Here is a 19,646-nt window from a genome sequence, read left to right on the forward strand (position 1 = left end):
GGCGGCACCCGACCGAGGGGGAAAGAGCGATGGACTTCACGGACCGGGTACGGGGCGCGCTGCTCGGCGGCGCGCTGGGCGACGCGCTGGGCTGGCCGATCGAGTTCCAGCGGCTGGACCAGATCCGGGCCCGGTTCGGGCCGGACGGCCTGACCGACCTGGCGGACGCCGGGCTCGGCGGGCAGGTCACCGACGACACCCAGATGACCCTGTTCACCGCGGAGGGCCTGCTGCGCGGCGGCCGCCCGGAGGACCTGCACGCCGCGTACCGGCGCTGGTTCCTCACCCAGCGGCTGCCCGAGCCGGGGCCGAACCCGGACGGCTGGCTGGCCGCCCAGGACTTCCTGTACGCCTCCCGGGCCCCCGGCAACGCCTGCACCACCGGGGTGGCCACCGGCTACCGGCCCGCCGCCCCGTTCGGCCAGGACGGGCCGGTCAACCCCGGTTCCAAGGGCTGCGGGACGGTGATGCGCTCGGCCCCGTTCGGCCTGTTCGGGCTGGGCCCGCAGGAGGCGTTCCGGCAGGCCGCGGTGGCCGCCCAGCTCACCCACGGCCACCCCACCGGCTACCTCGCGGCGGGCGCGTTCGCCGCCCTGGTCGCCCGGGTCGCCGCCGGGGAGCCGCTGCGCGCGGCGATCGACGCGGTCCTGGCCCAGGTCGACGCGCAGTACCTGGGGCAGGAGACCGGCGACGCGCTGCGCCGGGCCGTCCGGATCGCCGACGAGGGCCCCGGCAGCGCGGAGGGCGTGGAGCGGGTCGGCCTCGGCTGGATCGCCGAGGAGTGCCTGGCCGTCGCCGTGTACGCGGCCCTGGCCGCCCCGGACGCCCGCACCGCCCTGGTGCTCTCCGTCAACCACTCCGGCGACAGCGACTCCACCGGCGCGGTCTGCGGCAACCTGGTCGGCGCCCTGCACGGCCTGTCCGGCCTGCCGGCCGACTGGTGCGCCCTGGTGGAGGGCCGCGACGTCGTCCTGCAGGTGGCCGACGACCTGGTCACCGCGGCCACCCACGGCGACCGGACGGCCCTGGCCGCGCGCTACCCGCAGGCGGCCGTCGCCGCGGCGGCCCCCGCCCCCGCGGCTCCCCCGGCCGCCGTTGTCCTCCCGGCCGACCCGTCCGGGCGGACGCGGTTCCGGCAGCGCGACACCGGCCTCTGACGGGCCGTCCGTCCGGCGGTTCGGTCCCAGGTCCGGCGGTTCGGTCCCAGGTCCGGCGGTTCAGTCCCAGGTCCGGCGGTTCAGTCCCAGTGGGCGCCGAAGGACAGCAGGTCCTCGCGGTACTCGATCCGGTCGGTCCAGTCGGCCGGCCAGGCGTCCGCGCCGCGGTGGGCGCCGGCGAAGGCTCCGGCCAGGCAGGCCAGCGAGTCGGAGTCGCCGGAGGAGACGGCGGCGCGGCGGACGGCGGCGACCGGGTCGTCGGGGAACAGCAGGAAGCAGAGCAGCGCACTGGCGAAGGCCTCCTCGGCGACCCAGCCCGCGCCGGTGCGCTCGCACGGGTCGGCCTCGGGGTCGGCGGCGGCCAGTGCGGCGTCGAGCCGGTCGAGGGCGAGCAGGCACTCGTCCCAGCCGCGGGCGATGAACTCCTCCGGGGAGCCGAAGTGGTCCCGGGCGGAGAGGTCGCCGAGCCAGAACCCGTCGTAGCGGGTGCGCTGTTCGCGGGCGTGGGCGCGCAGCCGGGCGGGGAGTTCGGCGGGGTCGGCGCCTTGGGCGAGCCGGCGGACGGTGAAGGCGGTGAGTTCGCTGGCGGCCAGCGCGGTGGGGTGGCCGTGGGTGAGGCCGGACTGCAGCTGGGACGCGCCGGAGACCTGACGGTCCGTCAGCTCCCGGACCAGGCCGAGCGGGGCGACCCGCATGTTCGCGCCGCAGCCCTTGGAGCCGAGGTCACTGGCGGCCTGCCAGGGGCCGCCGGTGGAGAGCCGGGAGCAGGAGCGCAGGCAGGTCATGCCGGGGGCGCGGTCGTTGTCCGGGGAGCGCCACCAGTCCACGAACTCCGCGCGCAGCGGGAGTTCGAGGCGCTCGGGGGTGAGCGGGCCCTCGGCGAGGGCCGCGCGCAGGGCGCGGGCGAGGGCCAGGGTCATCTGGGTGTCGTCGGTGACCTGGGCCTTCTTCGGGAGCGGGAGCCGCCGCCAGTCGGGGCTGAGCAGCCCGATCTCGTCGAGGGTGAGGAACTCGGTGCGCTTGCCCAGCGCGTCGCCGATCGCCAGTCCCAGCATCGCGCCCGTCGCCCGTCGCATCGCGTGTTCCCCCTCAGGTCTCGACCAGCAGCTGCTCCAGTCCGCGGATCACGTAGCCGGGGCGCCAGTCGGGTTCGCGTTGCAGCGTCAGCCCGGGGGCCTTGCGGAGCAGTGCGCCGTAGGACTCGGTGAGTTCCATTCTGGCGAGCGGGGCGCCGAGGCAGAAGTGGATTCCGGCGCCGAAGGTGAGGTGCGGGTTGTCGGTGCGGCCGAGGTCGAGCCGCTCGGGGTCGGTGAAGCGGTCGGGGTCGTGGTTGGCGGAGCCGAACAGCAGGGCGACCTCGGCGCCGCGCGGGATGCGGGTGCCGGCCACCTCGATGTCGTCCAGCACCCAGCGTTCGAACATCTGCAGCGGGGTGTCGTACCGCATGAGTTCCTCGACGGCGGTGGGCAGCAGTTCGTCCACGGCGCCGCGCAGCCGGGCGAGTTCGCCGGGGTTGCGGAACAGGGCGAGCCAGCCGTTGCCGGTGGTGTTGACGGTGGCCTCGTGGCCGGCGTTGAGCAGCAGGACGCAGGTGGAGACCGTCTCCTGCTCGCTGAGCACCTGCCCGTCCTCGGCGGCCAGGGCCAGCGCGCTGATCAGGTCGGGGCCCGGGTCGGCGCGTCGGCGGCGGATCAACTCCCGCAGGTAGGCCGAGAATTCGAGGCTGGCGGTGACGGCGCGGTGGGCGGTCTGCTCGCTCGGGTGGAGTTCGAACATGCCGGTGATGTCGGCGGACCAGGGGCGCAGCAGGTGCCGGTCGGACTCCGGGACGCCCAGCATCTCGGCGATCACCGCGACCGGCAGCGGTTCGGCGACCTCGGCGATCAGGTCGCCGCCGCCGTCGGCGAGCAGGCCGTCGACGAGTTCGCCGGCCAGCCGCCGGACGGTGGGGCGCAGCGACTCGACCATCCGCGGGGTGAACGCCTTGGCGACCAGGCGGCGGATCCGGGTGTGGTCGGGGCCCTCCAGGTCGAGCAGGCCGTGGTCGTTGAGGGTGTGGAACGGCTCGTGCGCGGGGTCCGGCGCGGGCTGCCCGAACTCCTCGTGGGTGAACCGGTGGGTGTAGGTGCGGCCGAGCCGCCGGTCCCGCAGCAGCGCGTTGACGTCGGCATACTGGGAGACCAGCCACTGGCCGGTCGGCGCGTAGTGGTGGACGGGCGCCTGCTCGCGCAGCGCGGCGTACGCCGGGTAGGGGCGGGCCACGAACGCGGCCGACCACGGGTCGAAGGCGTCGATCGACATGGGGGTCCTCCCTGCTCGTCGGGCCGCCATGCTACGTCTCCGCCCCACCGCGCCCGCGGCTCACACCTCGGACAGGTCGCCGTCCACCAGCCGGGCCACCAGCTCGGGCAGCGCCTGCGAGATCGGCACCTGGATCACCTCGTGCGCGGCCCAGTCCCACGGCGTGGGCTCGCCGTTGACCACGATCAGCCGCGCGTCGTGCTCCAGCGCGATCCTCGGCAGCAGCGCCGCCGGGTGCACCTGCAGCGAGCTGCCGACCGCCAGGAACACCTGGCAGTTCCTGGCGATCGCGTCCGCCTGCTGCAGCACCCGCTCGTCCAGTGCCTCGCCGAACATCACGGTGCGCGGCCGCAGCACCCCGCCGCACTGCTCGCACGCCGGGTCGTCCTCGCCCGCGGCGACCCGTTCCAGCGCCGCCGCCATCGGGCCGGTCACCCGGCAGCGCACGCACTGCACCTCGGTGGCCGTCCCGTGCAGCTCGACCACCTTGCGGGCCGGGAGCCCGGCCGCCTGGTGCAGCCCGTCCACGTTCTGCGTCAGCACCCGCACCGGGACGCCGGCCCGTTCCAGGTCCACCAGCGCCCGGTGCCCGGCGTTCGGCTCGGCGCCGATCGCGCCCGCGTCCCGCCGCATCAGCCAGGACCGGCGCCGCACCTCGCCGCTCGCCAGGTACGGGCCGATCGTCACCAGGTCCTGCGCGCCCGGGTCCCGCTGCCAGAGCCCCTGCGGGCCCCGGTAGTCGGGGATCCCCGAGTCCGTGGAGATGCCCGCACCCGTCAACACCGCCACCAGCGGCCGCTTCCCAGTCATTCCCCGGACGGTACGGCCCGCAGCCCGCCGCGGCCACCGGTTATCACCGGCACGGACGGTGAGGCGCCGTCAGTCCTCGATGAACCGCACCACGGCCCGTTCGGTCCCGTCCCGTCCGATCTGGTAGCTGAGGTGCTCGCCCACCTCGCACCACAGCAGCGCCCTTCCGAGATCCGAGTTCGGTGAGATCCGCTGCGCCTCCGTGCTCGGCGCCGTCGAGATCGTGTACAGGACGGTCTCCGGGTCGCCCTCGTGCTCGACCCCGATCAGGCAGCCCGGCACCACCACTCCCACACCCGTCAACCGCTGGTCCGGCGTCACCTGGTCCAGGTATGTCCGCAGGAATGCCCGGCGTTCCTCGTCCCGCTGACGCGCCTCGTCCTGGGCCGCCCGCCGGGCTGCGAGCGCAGCACCGTCGACTGCCGGGCCCAGCTCGGCCGGTGAGGCGATCCGGTCCTCCAGAAAGGTCAGCTCGCGCTGCGCCCGGCGGTAGGAGTTCACCGACACCACCGTCACGGGGAAGACCGGGCGTTCCGACCGGCCCGGGACGTCGGCCGCCGGCACGGCGGGAGTGGGTGCGGGAGCCGCGGACGGGTCGGGCTCGAGGACGTGGAGCTCGTCGGCGCCGCCGGTGCTCTCGGTGGCCTCGCCGTCAGCTGCGTCCTCGAATCCGCCGGGTGAGATGCCGAGGCGGTCCAGTTCGGCCCACAACGGTTCCAGGGCACGTTCTGGATCGAGGAAGAACCGGCTGCCCCTGATCCGCACGAACGTCCAGCCGACGCGCTCGAGTTCGCGCTGCCGGGCCGCGTCGGCGTCGGCGTTCTCCTCGTTGTGGAAGGCGTCACCGTCGCACTCCACGGCGAGTCGCCGGGTGCCACCCTCCACCACCAGGTCGATCCGGTATCGGCCGGCGGGGTACTGCGGCCGGACCTGGTAGCCACGGCCGCGCAGCGCCAGGTAGACCCGCTGTTCGAAGAGGCTGTCGAAGTCCTCGTGCCGGACGTCAGGTCGGACGTCCTCGGGTCCGGGGCCCCTGCGCTCGTCAGCGGGGCGCAGGCAGTACTCCAGGTACTTGCGGCGCAGGTCGTTTGGGCCGAGGTCGGTGGCGGTCACGCTGTGGAACACCCAGACCTGGTCACGGGCCCGGGACGCGGCCACGTTGAGCCGCTGCTGCATGGCCTCGCTGGCGAACGGCCCGGGGCGGCGCGGCCCGTCATCGCCGGCCAGGCTGATCACCAGGCTGATGAAGACGATGTCGCGCTCGTCGCCCTGGAAGTCCTCGGCGTCGCCGATCCGGATCTTGCGCTGCTGGCGGACGTCGACCGGCAGCCGCTCGCTCAGCAGGTCTTCGATGAGCTGCTTCTGCCCGCTGCCGAGCATGGTGATCACGCCCATGGTGCGGCCCTGGTAGGCCGGGTCGGTGCAGCACCGGACCACCTGGTCGACCAGTTGCTCGGCCTCGGCCCGGTTGTACTGGCGCTGGCCGGTGCCGTCGACGTAGGCGCTGGGGACGTACGTGGTGCGGATCGGAGGCAGGCGGTCCGCACCGAACTGGCGCAGCGGCTGGAGCCTGCCGTGGTAGGAGAGCTCGTTGGAGAAGCCGATGATCTCCGGCATGCACCGGAAGTGTTCCTGGAGCATCAGGCGGCCCCGGCCACCGGCCAGACCGGTGGCGATGTCGAAGAAGCTCGCCATCGGACTGAACAGGTTGCGCCGGGATGCGGGGAGCGCCTCCAGCAGCCGGTTCTGCAGTTGGAAGAGCTGGTCCTGGTCGAGGCCGACGTTGGCGGGGCTGACCTGCTTGTCGTCACCGACCACGATGATCTTCTTGCCCAGCCAGGCCAGCAGTAGCGCCTCCGGGCCTGACTGGCTGGCCTCGTCGATGATGACCACGTCGAAACGGCCGGCCCGGTCCATCGGAACGGTCGCGGTGACCTGGTAGAGCGGCATGATCCAGGCGGGGACGGCGCCCTGGCACTCCTTCAGGCTCTCCATCGCCTGCACCCGGTAGCGGTGGGCGTGCTTGCCGGTGCCCTTCCCGAAACGGCTGACACTCTGCTGGTACGAGGCCAGGGCCACCGCCTCCCCGTCGGTCAGCCGTTCCAGGCAGCCGAACCAGGAGCGGTCGGCCGCGAGCTTTTCCAGCGCGATCCGGATGTCGCCATCCGCCTCGGCCAGCAGTTTGCGCTGCTTCTCCTCAGCCGCCGGATCGGTCAGTTCGCGCATCCGCTCGGACCAGGCCGACCAGGCCCAGGCCCGTTCGAACGCCCGGATCCGGTCCGTCCAGCGGTCGGCACCTGGGTCCTCCCCCAACTGCTGGGCCAGCTCCGGCAGGACGGCGGCGACCGGTTGCCGTGCGGCCTCGTAGCGGGCTTTGAGCTCCAGTGCGGTCCGCAGACCGGCCAGCGCATCGGAGTGCTCCCGGTACGCTTCGGCGGCGGATTCGCGCACCGCGCGCAGCAGCAGCCGGACCGGAGCAGCGGCGGTGTCGGCACGGTCGGCCCAGGCCACCAGGGCCTGCTCGGTGGCGGCCAGCCGGGCCTTCGGCGCCTCGGCCCCGCGCAGGGCCTCCCGGGCGGTGAGCAGCGCGCCGAGCGCCCGGCACTCCTCGTCCAGGTGCCAGGGCCGGACAGTCAGTTCCGGCACCGGGGCGAGGGCGTCGAGCAGCCCGGTGCGGGCCGCGACCAGAACCATCAGCCCGTCGAGGACGGCGGCGGCGGACTCCAGTCGGGCCAGCCTTCGGGTGAGCGCCTGCCAGGGGGCGGTGGCGTCCTCCCACTCCTGCTCGACGTCCTGCAGGTGCCGTTCCAGTTCGACCCGGGCGAGCACCTTGGTGGCGGCTTCCACGTTGTCGACGGCGAGCCCGTCGACCCGCACGGTCTCGGGGAAGTCCCCGACCGCCTTACGCAACTTCGGTTTGAGGCCGAGCGGGCCGCGCAGTTTCTCGCCCGCTGCCAGCCCGTCGCGCAGGGTGGTGGCCAACCGCAGCGCGGTGGCGACGTCGTGGGCCTCCAGTCCGTCCACCCGGCAGCCGTTCAGGGCAGCGGCCCGTTCCTTCGCCTGCTGCAGCGATTCCACCGTGGTCCGGTGCCGGCTGCGCAACTGCCACTGATCGCCGCCGAGCGCTTCGGCCCGCAGCGGTTCGGCCCACCCGGGAAGGGTCGCGGTAGCGGTTCGGGCGGCGGAGTACGTCTCGAGGGCGGCGGAGACCCGCTGCTGGGCGTCCGGCGCGAGTCGGGCGACGGGGCCGTCGAGGCGGTCCGTGAGGTCGTTGTGCCGTAGTGCCGCCAGCCCCTGCTCCGCTTTCTGCACCGCCCGCAGGTCCTGCTCGAAGGCGGCTGCCCCGAGGATCTCGCCCTCGGCGGGGAGCTCCGCCACCTCGTCGACCGCGACCCGGTGCTGCGGGGTGTAAGCCGCCGATGCCTCCCGCAGCGCTCGGACCTGGTCGGAGGTGACGCCCGGGCTGGCGGTCGGTACGGGTCCGAGCCACCCGAGTACGGGCTCCTCCGCGGCGAGCCGGTGGGCGATCTCCTGCAGGGTGCCCTGGTAGTCGCCGATCTCGACGGGGTGCTGGTACGTCTCCTGCTCGCGTATCGCCCGCAGTTCGGTCAGGGCCAGGGCCTGGGCTGTCCGGGCGCCTCGGAGCCGCTGTTCCAGGTTGTCGATCCGGCGCTGGTAGGCGCGGCGCTCGTAGCTTCCCTGGCGCTCCAGGATCGCCTGGATCGACCCTCGCAGTTCCTGCTGGGCGGCGAGTCCGTCGTCGGTGCGGCTGACACAGAGTTCACGGATGCTGGCAGGAAGCTTGTCCTTGAGGACCTTCAGCGCCCGAGCGGTGTGGCTGGTGATCAGCACGCGCTGCCCCTGCGCCAGCAGGTCGGTGACCAGGTTGGCGATGGTGTGGGTCTTGCCCGTCCCGGGCGGCCCCTGGACAACCACCAGTCGGCCGGCCCGCAGCCGTTCGGCGATGGTGCGCTGCTCCTCGTTGGACGGCAGCGCGAAGTACGTCTCCACCGGTCCGTCGGGGGTGGTGGAGGTGTGCTGCGGGTCCTGTCCGTTCCCGTCCTCGGTGTGTCCGGCGATGAACCGCAACAGATCGGTGGGCCCGGCCCCCTGCTCGATCGCCCGGGCGATGCCCTGCAGCGCGTCGATGTTGGTGCGGCGGCTGCGCTCCCGGAGCACCAGCGCGGGAGCGAAGCTGACCCGCGGTTCGACCGCCGACGAGGACCGGTGCTGAGCCTCCTGCCGCAGGTAGCGGCCGTTCTGATGGGCGGCTATCGCCCAGGCTTCGAGGGCCTGGTGGACGTATTCGATGTCGTTCTGCTCGGTGACGGCCCCCGCGTCCTCCAGGCTGCGGCGGATCACCTCCCGGGTGTCGCTGCGGACCTTCTGGTTCGCGTCGAGCATGCCCTCCTCGAGCACCAGACCCGGTGACTCGGGATCGGGGGTGAGCACCAGCCGCCCGGTGTGGACATCAAGGTCGAGGACGGCCCGACCGGTCAGCAGGTGGCGCCGGATCGGCTCCTCGCCCGCCGACCAGGTCAAGTAACCGAAGCAGAGCACCAGCTCGTAGCTCTCACCGAGCGCACTGGCATCCTCGTGGATCCGGTACAGGCTCTCGTACAACCGGCCGATCGGCCTGGTCGCACGCCGCCACTCCGCCCACTCGGCCCACAGTCCCGCCCAGACCTGGTACTCGGCCTCCACTTCGACACGGCGCGGAAAGCTCTCCAGCGCCACTGTCGTGACGACCCGCGTCTCCCCGTCGTCCGGACCGGTCTCCGTTCCGGGTAGCTCGGTTTCCGCCCGGAGCGCGGGCGGCCGTTCCCGATCGCAGTCCGCCGCCTCAGTGGCGTCCAGCCAGTCGGCGAGCAGGCCACCCGGTGCCGGCGCCTCACGGTGGGGAGGACGCTCCACTGCCAGCCAGCACGGCTCGTCGCCCGACAGCGGTGCGGCCAGGAAGCACTGCAACTCCGGTGTGCCGTAAGGCATGTCGGACAGCCACAGAACGTGCCGCGCCTGCTCCAGCGAGCGCACCGGTTTGACCCGACTCTCACCTGCCTCGGCGAGGTACCGGAAGATCTGACGCACCCTCAAGGCGTCGCCCGGTCCAGGAGCACTGCTTGCGACGGTGGACAACATGCCTCACTCGGGAGTCGACGGAGCGGGTTACCCCGAGCCTAGTGCCGCTCCCGCGTGCCCGTGGGCGGGCTTGGAGACAATGTGATGACGAAGTGTGCGTTCACTCCCCGGACGGTACGGCCCGCAGCCCGCCGCGGCCACCGGTTATCACCGGCCGGAACGCCAGCAGGTACAGCACCGCGCCGAGCGCCAGCAGGTCCAGGGACGCCCCCATCGCCAGGGTGCCCAGCAGCACCAGCGCCGGGCTCCACCACGGGACGGTCCGGTGCAGCGCCAGCCGCACCAGCAGCGCGAGCAGGCCGACGTAGAGCAGCATCGGCACCACCGAGTACACCAGCGGCATCACCCCGGGCACCGACTGCACCCGGTCGAACAGCTCCGAACGGGCCGCCCGGTCGGCCGAGACGGCGTTGGCGTACAGGTCGATGCCGGCCTGGGCGAGCCCCGCCGCGACTCCGGCGCAGCCGAGGCCGAGCCAGGCCCGGCCCCACGCCCCGGTGCGACCGCCGAGCCGCCACAGTTCCACCAGCCCCGCACCCAGCAGGGCCAGTCCGGCGAACAGCGCCAGGTGCCCCACCGTCCAGCCGACGCCCACTCCGCGCGAGCCCGGCAGTAGCCGCACCAGCCCGTACACCGCCAGCAGTCCCGTCGCCCAGCCCAGTGCCCGTCGTCCCGCCGCCATCGTCCCAACCGCCTTGTGAGAGTGCCTTCTTCCCGACACCTCAACCCTCCTCCGCCGGGCCGCGCGGCGCCTCCCCCGCGCCGGTGAGAGTGCCCGCTCCCTCCTGCGGAGGAGCCCCTCGGGGCCTTCTCGGGGACCACCCGGAGCCCGGCCGGGGCGCCCCTGCTACCCCTAGACGAGTAGTTCCGAAGTCGGCTGGGTTTTCCGGTTCTGCTTCGGACGTGCAGGGAGGGTATCCAGCATTCGGGTTGTGACGACCGAAGAGCTGGACACCCTCCTGACCGCACTCTACGTGCGGATCGATGATCACCTGCCCCGAACGCGATGGTTGGGTCGACCGCCGCGACTGACGGACGCCGAGTTGCTCTGCCTGGCCGTCGCCCAGGTACTGCTGGGCTTCCACTCCGAGGCCCGATGGATCCGCTTCGCCCGTGCCCACCTGCGCGGCATGTTCCCCCGCCTGCCCGAACGCCCCGGCTACAACAAGCGCCTGCGGGCCGCCCGGCCACTGATCCAGCAGACCATCCGCGACCTGGCCCGGGACAGCGACCTGTGGGCAGACCCGGTGTGGATCACCGATTCCACGCCGGTGGAGTGCGGCCGCTCCCGCGACACCGCCCGCCGCTCGGCCCTGGCCGGATGGGCCGGCTACGGCTACAGCCGCTCGCACTCGCGCTGGTTCTGGGGACTGAAGCTCCACCTGGTCTGCACCCCGGTCGGACTGCCCGTCACCTGGGCCCTGGCCAACCCCAAGGTCGACGAGCGCGAGGTGCTGGCCGCCCTCGTCGAACCCGAACCGGAGCTGGCCCGTGAGCGACCCGGCCTGCTGATCCTCGCCGACAAGGGCTACGTCTCCGCCGAACTCGACCGCTTCCTCGACCAGTACGGCGCCCAACTACTGCGACCGTCCTACCGCAACCGAACCCCACGCCCCGGAGAGGGGCTGCTGAAGTCGGTCCGGCAACTGATCGAATCCGTCAACGACACCCTCAAGGGCCAACTCGGCCTCGAACAGCACGGCGGCCGCACCATCGAGGGCCTCGGTGCTCGGGTCGGCCAGCGACTGCTGGCGATGACCTGCGCGATCTGGCACAACCGCGCCACCGGCCGACCCCTCACCCGCTCGCTGATCGCCTACGACCACTGACCGACTTCGGAACTACTCGTCTAGGGGTCCGGGGAGTGCGGGTGGCCTACTCCCCCGCCGTGACCGCCCCCGCCTCGTACGCGAAGACCACCGCGTGCACCCGGTCGCGGAGGCCGAGTTTCTGCAGCAGGTTGCTGACGTGCGTCTTGACGGTGTGTTCGCTGACCACCAGTTCGGCGGCGATCTCGGCGTTGGACATGCCCCGGGCGACCAGCCGCAGGGTCTCCAACTCCCGTGCGGTGAGCGACTCCAGGAGCCGGCCGAGGATCCGCGGGACGACCGGCGCGGCGCCGGCCTTGCGGGCGGTGACCTCGCCGATGACGCGGCGGGTGACGGACGGGGCGAGCAGGGCCTCGCCGGAGTCGACGACCCGGACGGCGTGGACCAGGTCGTCGCGGCGGACGTCCTTGAGCAGGAAGCCGCTGGCCCCGGCGTGCAGCGCGTCGAAGACGTAGTCGTCGACGTCGAAGGTGGTGAGCATGATGACCTTGCAGGCGGGGTGTTCGGCGCAGACCCGGCGGGCGGCCTCGATGCCGTCCATGACGGGCATCCGGACGTCGAGCAGCAGCACGTCGGGGGCGTGGGCGCGGACGGCCTCGACGGCCTGCTGCCCGTCGCCGGCCTCGGCCACGACCTCGATGTCGGGCTGGGCGTCGAGGATCATGCCGAAGCCGGCCCGGACCAGTTCCTGGTCGTCGGCGATCACTACACGAATGGTCAACTCGCTTGCCTTCCTGGGGAGTTGTTCAGGCGTTGAGCGGCAGCACGGCGGCCACCAGGTAGCCGGGTCCGTCGGTCCGGGGCCCGGTCTCGGCGCTGCCGCCGCAGGCCGCCGCGCGCTCCCGGATGGAGAGCAGGCCGCGCCCGCCGGAGCGCCCGTCGATCCCGGCCCCCGCCCCGGCCCCGCTCCCGACCCCGCTCCCGGCCGCGCCCGCCGCCCCGGCCCCGTCGTCGGCGACCTCGACCGCGAGCCGGGCCCCGTCCCGGACCGCGACCCGGACGCTGACGTGCCGGGCCCCGGCGTGCTTGACCACGTTGGTGAGGGCCTCCTGGACGATCCGGAAGGCCGCCGCCTGCACCTCGGCCGGCCCGGCCTCCTCGATCTCGGCGTCGACCGCCACCCCGGAGTCGCGGACCCGCTGCAGCACGCCCGCGAGTTCCGCCAGCCGGGGCTGCGGGGCGAGCGCGGGGGCCGCGCCCTCCTCCTTCAACACGCCCAGCACCCGCCGGAGTTGCACCATCGCGTCGCGCCCGGAGTCGGCGATCGCGTCGAACGCGCGGATCGCCCGGTCGGGGTCGCCGCGCACCACCAGCGGCCCGGCCTCGGCCTGGATCACCATCAGGGAGACCGCGTGGGCGAGGATGTCGTGCATCTCGCGGGCGATCCGGGCGCGCTCCTCGGCGACGGCCCGGGCGGCGTCGCTGGCGGCCCGCAGCCCGGCCTGCCGGGCCCGTTCGGCCTCGACGCCGGCCAGCCGGCGCAGTTCCCGCACCAGCGAGCCGATGGCGAAGCTGCCCACCGACACCACCAGGCTGAACAGCATGCCGCCGAAGGACCGGGTGCCGACCACGTTGCCGGCCACCACGAAGGCCAGCAGCACGGCGCGCTGCCAGTCCCGGCCGCGGTCGGCGACGGTGTAGATGGCGACCGCGGTGGCGACCTGGATCTGCGGCATGGCGAAGTGCGCGGTCACCGACAGCACCGCGGTGGGGACGGCGGTGACCACCATCACCGCCCACGGCGCCCGCTGCCGCCACCACAGCGGCAGCGACCCGGCCAGCGCCAACGCGTAGGCCCACCACTGGCGTTCGTCGTCGTGCTGGTCGGCGTACACCCCCCAGAGCGAGACGCCGACGGCGAGCGCCACCAGCGGCCCGTTCACCGCCCACGGCCGGGCCCGCCCCCGGGCCAGCAGGCCCTCCGTCCACTTCCCCATGCCGCGCATCCTCTCGCACCGTCGGCCGGCCGCCGCAGGGCCCTCCCGCACGCACGAGGGGCGCCCTCCGGCTCGCCGCGCATCGCCTGCACGGTCACCGGCCCTCCCGCACCCGCGAGGGGGCGCCCCCGACCGGGAGCGCCCCCTGCGCGAACCGCCCGGGACGTCACAGCAGCCGCTTGATCTCCCCGCGGGCCCGGTAGAACCCGCCGGACTCGGACCGGCGCACCTCGGCGACCAGGTACCGCGCCCCGGCGACCCGGACGTCCTTCGGGAACTGCACCCGCAGCGCCGCGTCGTAGCCGGGCGTGACCACCCGGACCCGCAGCCGCCCGCCCTCGGCCACGCACTCCACCTCGATGCCCCCGGCGCCCGTCCCGGCGGCCACCGCACCGGCGCTGACGGTCTCCAGCTCGGCGCCGGCCGCGACCCGTTCGACGCCCGCGCCGCTCACCTCGGCGGTGGCCGGCAGGGTGCCCTGCTCGGCGGCCCGCACGGCGCCCTGGGAGGCGTCCAGGCAGGCCAGCGAGCCGTCGGTGGTGACCAGGTACAGCCGCCCGTCGCGGTACTGCATGCTGTACGCGGAGCCGCAGCCGGTGCCGAGCTTCCACAGCCGGGTGCCGTCGGCGGCGAAGCAGTAGACGGACGAGTGGTTGTCGCCCGCGAACACGAACTCCCCGTCGGGGGAGGCCGCGCAGGAGAACACCGCGGCGTCGCACTTGTACGCGGCGGCCTCCGAACCGTCGGCCTTGCGCAGCCGGTGCACCCAGCCCTGCGAGGTGCCCGCGAACACCTCGTCCTTCTCCTGCCAGCCGAACAGCACCTGGCCCTTGGTGCGGGTGTGCCAGAGCTGGTCGCCGCCGCGCTTGGCGTACCGGGCGACGCCCGCCGACCAGCCGTGGTAGACCGAGTCGGCGTCGCAGCGCACCATCCAGCCGGACGAGCCCTGGGCGCTGCGCCGCCACTGGAACTCGTCCTCGTGGTCGACGGTGGTCAGCCCGCCGCGCTCGTCGGCGACGCCGAGCACGCCGTCGTGGATGTCCAGCCAGTAGATGTCCACGTCCTGGGCGATCTCGTACGCCACCCGCGGCACCTTCCCGCCGAGGTCGTACACCTTGCCGTCGTCGCAGCCCGCGTAGATCCACCAGTCGTCGGCGACGATGCACTTGACGCCGTCGGGCAGCCCGAACCGGCCGGTGACCTGCCCGTCGGTGGTCAGCGTGTAGACGTCGCCCTTCTCGTTGCCGACCCAGGCGTGCTCCTCGCCGACGTACACGCCGAAGGCGGGCGAGCCGGAGCGGAAGCGCCACAGCAGCGGCGCCTGGTGGGCGGTGGAGCGGCTGGAGGTGATCTGCCGGCGGGTCACGGACCGGCGCTGGCGCACGCCCCGGACGGCCGGGGAGTAGCCCTTGCGGACCTTCTCGCCGATCTTCTTCGCGGCCTGCGCGGCGGCCTTCTCGGCGCTCGCGCACACCGTGGTCTTGGTGGTGCCGCTCTCACCGATCCGCCCGTAGCGGATGGTCAACTCGGCTTCCTTGACCGTGACTTCGTAGAACTTGTGGGCGCTCCCCTCGTCCTCGGAGAGTTCCAGGTAGGTCACCTGCGGGTCCGCGGAAACGGTGGCAGCCATGGCCGACGCCCCTTTCGGGCACAGAGTTCGGGGGAGCCGGCGGGGCCCTCGCCACCTGCCGACACCGCCCAATCTACGGCCCGGCACCGACAGTTGGCGATCAGCCGGTGCTGACCTTCACACCGCCGGTGTTCGCCCGGGCGACCAGCGCGTGCGCGGCCCCGACCTGCGAGGGGACGCTCACGTCGGTGCCGCCCGTCGAGGCGTGCGCGTCCACCGCGTACGCCTCCCCCGCGGGCACGGTCAGCTGCACCCCGCCGGTCTCGGTGCGCAGTTCGGCCCTGGTCGGCGCGGCGGCGAACCGCGCCGTCACCCCGCCGGTCTCGGTCTTCAGCAGGACGTTCGCGCTGCGCAGCCCGGTCGCCTCCACCCCGCCGGTGACCGCCTCCGCGGTGACGTCCCCGCTCAGGCCGTGCAGCGAGATGCCGCCGGTGGTCTCCTTCAGCCGCAGCACCGTCCCGGCCGGCACCCGCACCTGGTAGCCGATCCCGCACTGCGAGCAGGAGTACGCCAGCTTCAGCACCCCGTCGGCGAGCACGTGGGTGGCCTGCGGCTCCCGGTCCCGCCAGGTGCGCTTCTCCACCACCTGCACCGGCCCGTCCCCGGCCCGCACCTCGATCCCGCCGACCTGCCCGTCCACCTCCAACTCGGTGACCTGGCCGGGCACTTCGTAGGACACCGTCTTCTTCTGGTCGTCCCACGGCCCGCACCCGACCGCCCCGACCGCCAGCAGCGCCACGACCGCCGCCGCCCCCATGATCCGCTTCACCGCGGCCTCCTCTCGACACCCACCAGTCTCCCGGCCGGCCCCCCGCCGCCGCCTCCCTCCAGGGAGTGGTTCCCCCGCCTCCGTCCCCAGGGGGATCCCCTAGTGGGAACGCCGCAGGGCGGCCACCCCGAGTGGGGTGACCGCCCTGCGGTACAGCCGTGCCGGATCAGCCGATCGCTCAGCCGGTGTACGGGCCGTAGTCGTAGTCGTCCAGCGGGACGGCCTGACCGGAGCCCGCGCCGAACGGCGACAGGTCGTAGTCGTCGTAGCCGACGGCCGAGTACATCGCGGCCTTGGCCTCCTCGGTCGGCTCGACCCGGATGTTGCGGTAGCGGGGCAGACCCGTACCGGCCGGGATGAGCTTGCCGAGGATGACGTTCTCCTTGAGGCCCAGCAGCGGGTCCGACTTGGCGTGGATCGCCGCGTCGGTGAGCACCCGGGTCGTCTCCTGGAAGGAGGCGGCCGACAGCCAGGACTCGGTGGCCAGCGAGGCCTTGGTGATACCCATCAGCTGCGGACGGCCGGAGGCGGGGTGGCCGCCCTCGGAGACCACGCGACGGTTCTCCTGCTCGAAGCGGCCGCGCTCGACGAGCTCGCCCGGGAGCAGCTCGGCGTCGCCCGACTCGATGATCGTCACGCGGCGGAGCATCTGCCGGATGATGATCTCGATGTGCTTGTCGTGGATCGACACGCCCTGCGAGTTGTAGACCTTCTGGACCTCGGCCACCAGGTGGATCTGGACGGCACGCTGGCCCATGATGCGCAGCACGTCGTGCGGGTTGGTCGCGCCGACGGTCAGCTTCTGGCCGACCTCGACCGCCTCGCCCTCGCTGACCAGCAGCTTGACGCGCTTGGAGACCGGGTAGGCGATCTCGTCGCTGCCGTCGTCGGGGGTGACGACGACCTTGCGGGTCTTCTCGGTGTCCTCGATGCGGACCCGGCCCTGGGCCTCCGAGATCGGGGCGACACCCTTGGGGGTGCGGGCCTCGAAGAGCTCGACGACACGGGGCAGACCCTGGGTGATGTCGTCACCGGCCACACCACCGGTGTGGAAGGTGCGCATGGTCAGCTGGGTGCCGGGCTCACCGATGGACTGGGCGGCGATGATGCCGACCGCCTCACCGATGTCGACCAGCTTGCCGGTGGCCAGCGAGCGGCCGTAGCAGAAGGCACAGGTGCCGACCGCGGACTCGCAGGTCAGGATCGAGCGGACCTTGACCTCGCTCACGCCGTGCCGGATCAGCTCGTCCATCAGGACGTCGCCGAGGTCGGTGTTGGCGGTGGCGATCAGCTTGCCGTCGACGGTGATGTCCTCGGCGAGCATGCGGGCGTAGACGCTGGTCTCGACGTCGTCGGCCTTGCGCAGCACGCCGTCCGCGCCGACCGAGCCGATCGACAGCTTGAGGCCGCGCTCGGTGCCGCAGTCCTCCTCGCGGATGATCACGTCCTGCGAGACGTCCACCAGACGACGGGTCAGGTAACCCGAGTCGGCGGTGCGCAGCGCGGTGTCGGCCAGACCCTTGCGGGCACCGTGGGTGGAGATGAAGTACTCCAGCACGGACAGGCCCTCACGGAACGAGGCCTTGATGGGACGCGCGATGGTCTCGTTCTTCGCGTTCGACACCAGACCGCGCATACCGGCGATCTGACGCATCTGCATCATGTTTCCGCGGGCGCCCGAGTCGACCATCATGAAGATGGGGTTCGTCTTCGGGAAGTTCGCGGCCATCGCGTCGGCGACCTCGTTGGTCGCGCGGGTCCAGATGCCGATGAGCTCGGACTTGCGCTCGTTGTCGGTGATCAGACCGCGCTCGTACTGGCGCTGGACCTTCTCCGCCTGCGCCTCGTAGCCCTCCAGGATGGCGGGCTTGGTCGGCGGGACGATGACGTCCGAGATCGAGACGGTGACACCGGAACGGGTCGACCAGTGGAAGCCGGCCGCCTTCAGGTTGTCGAGCGCCGCGGCGACGACGACCTTCGGGTAGCGCTCGGCGAGGTCGTTGACGATCGCCGAGAGCTGCTTCTTGCCGATCTCGTAGTCGACGAACGGGTAGTCCTCGGGCAGCAGCTCGTTGAAGAGCGCCCGGCCCAGCGTGGTGGTGATCCGGAACGGCTCACCCTCGTGCCAGGTCGGCTGCCCGTCCTCGTCCACCGGCGGGGTCCAGCCGCGGGGCGGGACGGTGCCGGCGGCCATCCGCAGGTCGATGGTGGCCTGGACGTCCAGCTCGCGGGCGTCGAAGGCCATGATCGCCTCGGCGGTCGAGGAGAAGGAACGGCCCTTGCCCTTGACCTCCTCGCGGTCCGAGGTGAGGAAGAACAGGCCCAGCACCATGTCCTGGGTCGGCATGGTGACGGGGCGGCCGTCGGCCGGCTTCAGGATGTTGTTCGAGGACAGCATCAGGATGCGGGCCTCGGCCTGCGCCTCCGCGGACAGCGGCAGGTGCACGGCCATCTGGTCGCCGTCGAAGTCCGCGTTGAACGCGGTGCAGACGAGCGGGTGGATCTGGATGGCCTTGCCCTCGACCAGCTGCGGCTCGAAGGCCTGGATGCCGAGGCGGTGCAGGGTGGGCGCACGGTTCAGCAGCACCGGGTGCTCGGCGATGACCTCTTCGAGGACGTCCCACACCACGGGGCGGGCGCGCTCGACCATGCGCTTGGCCGACTTGATGTTCTGCGCGTGGTTCAGGTCGACCAGGCGCTTCATCACGAACGGCTTGAAGAGCTCCAGCGCCATGGCCTTGGGCAGGCCGCACTGGTGCAGCTTGAGCTGCGGGCCGACGACGATGACCGAACGGGCCGAGTAGTCGACGCGCTTGCCGAGCAGGTTCTGGCGGAAACGACCCTGCTTGCCCTTGAGCATGTCGGACAGCGACTTCAGCGGACGGTTGCCGGGGCCCGTGACCGGGCGGCCGCGGCGGCCGTTGTCGAAGAGCGCGTCGACGGCCTCCTGGAGCATGCGCTTCTCGTTGTTCACGATGATCTCGGGCGCACCGAGGTCGAGAAGCCGCTTCAGGCGGTTGTTGCGGTTGATGACGCGGCGGTACAGGTCGTTCAGGTCGGAGGTGGCGAAGCGGCCACCGTCGAGCTGGACCATCGGGCGCAGGTCCGGCGGGATCACCGGGACGCAGTCGAGCACCATGCCCTTGGGCTTGTTGCTGGTCTGCAGGAAGGCGGAGACGACCTTGAGGCGCTTGAGCGCGCGGGTCTTCTTCTGGCCCTTGCCGGTGCGGATGATCTCGCGGAGGCGCTCGGCCTCCTCGCCCAGGTCGAAGGACTCCAGGCGGTCCTTGAGGGCCGCGGCGCCCATCGAGCCGGAGAAGTAGGTGCCGAAGCGGTCGCGCAGCTCGCGGTAGAGCAGCTCGTCGCCCTCCAGGTCCTGGACCTTGAGGTTCTTGAACCGGGTCCAGACCTCGTCGAGGCGGTCGATCTCGCGCTGCGTGCGGTCGCGCAGCTGCTTCATCTCGCGCTCGGCGCCCTCGCGCACCTTGCGGCGCACGTCGGCCTTGGCGCCCTCGGCCTCCAGCTCGGCCAGGTCGGACTCGGCCTTCTTGGCCCGGGCCTCCAGGTCGGCGTCGCGCCGGTTCTCGATCTGCTGGCGCTCGACCGAGACGTGCGCCTCCAGGGACGGCAGGTCGCGCTGGCGGCGCTCGTCGTCGACCCAGGTGATCATGTAGGCGGCGAAGTAGATGACCTTCTCGAGGTCCTTCGGCGCCAGGTCGAGCAGGTAGCCCAGGCGCGACGGGACGCCCTTGAAGTACCAGATGTGGGTGACCGGGGCGGCCAGCTCGATGTGGCCCATCCGCTCGCGGCGCACCTTGGCGCGGGTCACCTCGACGCCGCAGCGCTCACAGATGATGCCCTTGAAGCGGACGCGCTTGTACTTGCCGCAGTAGCACTCCCAGTCCCGGGTGGGACCGAAGATCTTCTCGCAGAAGAGGCCGTCCTTTTCCGGCTTCAGCGTGCGGTAGTTGATGGTCTCCGGCTTCTTCACCTCGCCGTGCGACCACTGGCGGATGTCGTCGGCGGTGGCCAGTCCGATGCGGAGCTCGTCGAAGAAGTTGACGTCAAGCACTG

General features: G+C 72.5%; 12 protein-coding genes. 2 read left to right on the plus strand and 10 right to left on the minus strand.

What is annotated here, in order from left to right; all coding sequences use genetic code 11:
• Positions 1 to 29: 29 nt before the first annotated feature.
• Positions 30 to 1,157: an ADP-ribosylglycohydrolase family protein gene (locus tag IH44_RS40435; RefSeq protein ID WP_035953467.1), complete on the plus strand. Its 1,128-nt coding sequence runs from the start codon at positions 30 to 32 to the stop codon at positions 1,155 to 1,157.
• Positions 1,158 to 1,237: 80 nt separating this feature from the next.
• Here IH44_RS40435 and IH44_RS0101120 read toward each other — a convergent pair whose 3' ends face one another.
• From IH44_RS0101120 to IH44_RS0101140, 5 genes are all read right to left on the minus strand, one after another.
• Positions 1,238 to 2,233, minus strand: coding sequence for an ADP-ribosylglycohydrolase family protein (locus IH44_RS0101120; RefSeq protein WP_030457438.1), 996 nt, complete (start codon positions 2,231 to 2,233; stop codon positions 1,238 to 1,240).
• A 13-nt stretch (positions 2,234 to 2,246) separates the two neighbouring features.
• A complete protein-coding gene (locus IH44_RS0101125; RefSeq protein ID WP_030457439.1) occupies positions 2,247 to 3,458 on the minus strand; it encodes a cytochrome P450 in 1,212 nt (403 codons plus the stop codon).
• 60 nt (positions 3,459 to 3,518) lie between these two features.
• Positions 3,519 to 4,268: a Sir2 family NAD-dependent protein deacetylase gene (locus IH44_RS0101130; RefSeq protein WP_030457440.1), complete on the minus strand. Its 750-nt coding sequence runs from the start codon at positions 4,266 to 4,268 to the stop codon at positions 3,519 to 3,521.
• A 69-nt stretch (positions 4,269 to 4,337) separates the two neighbouring features.
• On the minus strand, positions 4,338 to 9,257 hold the full coding sequence (locus IH44_RS0101135) for an AAA domain-containing protein (RefSeq protein WP_232794774.1): 4,920 nt from the start codon (positions 9,255 to 9,257) through the stop codon (positions 4,338 to 4,340).
• Positions 9,258 to 9,507: 250 nt separating this feature from the next.
• Positions 9,508 to 10,089: a hypothetical protein gene (locus tag IH44_RS0101140; RefSeq protein WP_051816410.1), complete on the minus strand. Its 582-nt coding sequence runs from the start codon at positions 10,087 to 10,089 to the stop codon at positions 9,508 to 9,510.
• Positions 10,090 to 10,339: 250 nt separating this feature from the next.
• Between IH44_RS0101140 and IH44_RS0101145 the strand changes: the two genes are divergently transcribed.
• The gene (locus IH44_RS0101145) at positions 10,340 to 11,236 is read left to right on the plus strand and encodes an IS982 family transposase (RefSeq protein WP_030457443.1); all 897 of its coding nucleotides are present in this window, start codon (positions 10,340 to 10,342) and stop codon (positions 11,234 to 11,236) included.
• Positions 11,237 to 11,282: 46 nt separating this feature from the next.
• Here the strand turns inward: IH44_RS0101145 and IH44_RS0101150 are convergent, their stop codons facing one another.
• The 5 genes from IH44_RS0101150 to IH44_RS0101170 form a co-directional block, all read right to left on the minus strand.
• Positions 11,283 to 11,957 carry a response regulator transcription factor gene (locus IH44_RS0101150; RefSeq protein WP_030457444.1) on the minus strand — a complete coding sequence of 225 codons (675 nt, stop codon included), beginning with the start codon at positions 11,955 to 11,957 and terminating at the stop codon, positions 11,283 to 11,285.
• Between the two features lie 25 nt (positions 11,958 to 11,982).
• Positions 11,983 to 13,173, minus strand: a complete 1,191-nt coding sequence (locus tag IH44_RS0101155) for a sensor histidine kinase (RefSeq protein ID WP_051816411.1) — start codon at positions 13,171 to 13,173, stop codon at positions 11,983 to 11,985.
• 166 nt (positions 13,174 to 13,339) lie between these two features.
• The gene (locus IH44_RS0101160) at positions 13,340 to 14,803 is read right to left on the minus strand and encodes a WGR domain-containing protein (protein ID WP_030457446.1); all 1,464 of its coding nucleotides are present in this window, start codon (positions 14,801 to 14,803) and stop codon (positions 13,340 to 13,342) included.
• 100 nt (positions 14,804 to 14,903) lie between these two features.
• Positions 14,904 to 15,572, minus strand: coding sequence for a hypothetical protein (locus IH44_RS0101165; protein ID WP_051816412.1), 669 nt, complete (start codon positions 15,570 to 15,572; stop codon positions 14,904 to 14,906).
• Positions 15,573 to 15,750: 178 nt separating this feature from the next.
• Positions 15,751 to 19,644 carry a DNA-directed RNA polymerase subunit beta' gene (locus IH44_RS0101170; protein WP_030457448.1) on the minus strand — a complete coding sequence of 1,298 codons (3,894 nt, stop codon included), beginning with the start codon at positions 19,642 to 19,644 and terminating at the stop codon, positions 15,751 to 15,753.
• Positions 19,645 to 19,646: the final 2 nt, after the last annotated feature.

The organism is Kitasatospora sp. NRRL B-11411 (assembly GCF_000721345.1).
Taxonomy (GTDB): domain Bacteria; phylum Actinomycetota; class Actinomycetes; order Streptomycetales; family Streptomycetaceae; genus Kitasatospora; species Kitasatospora cineracea.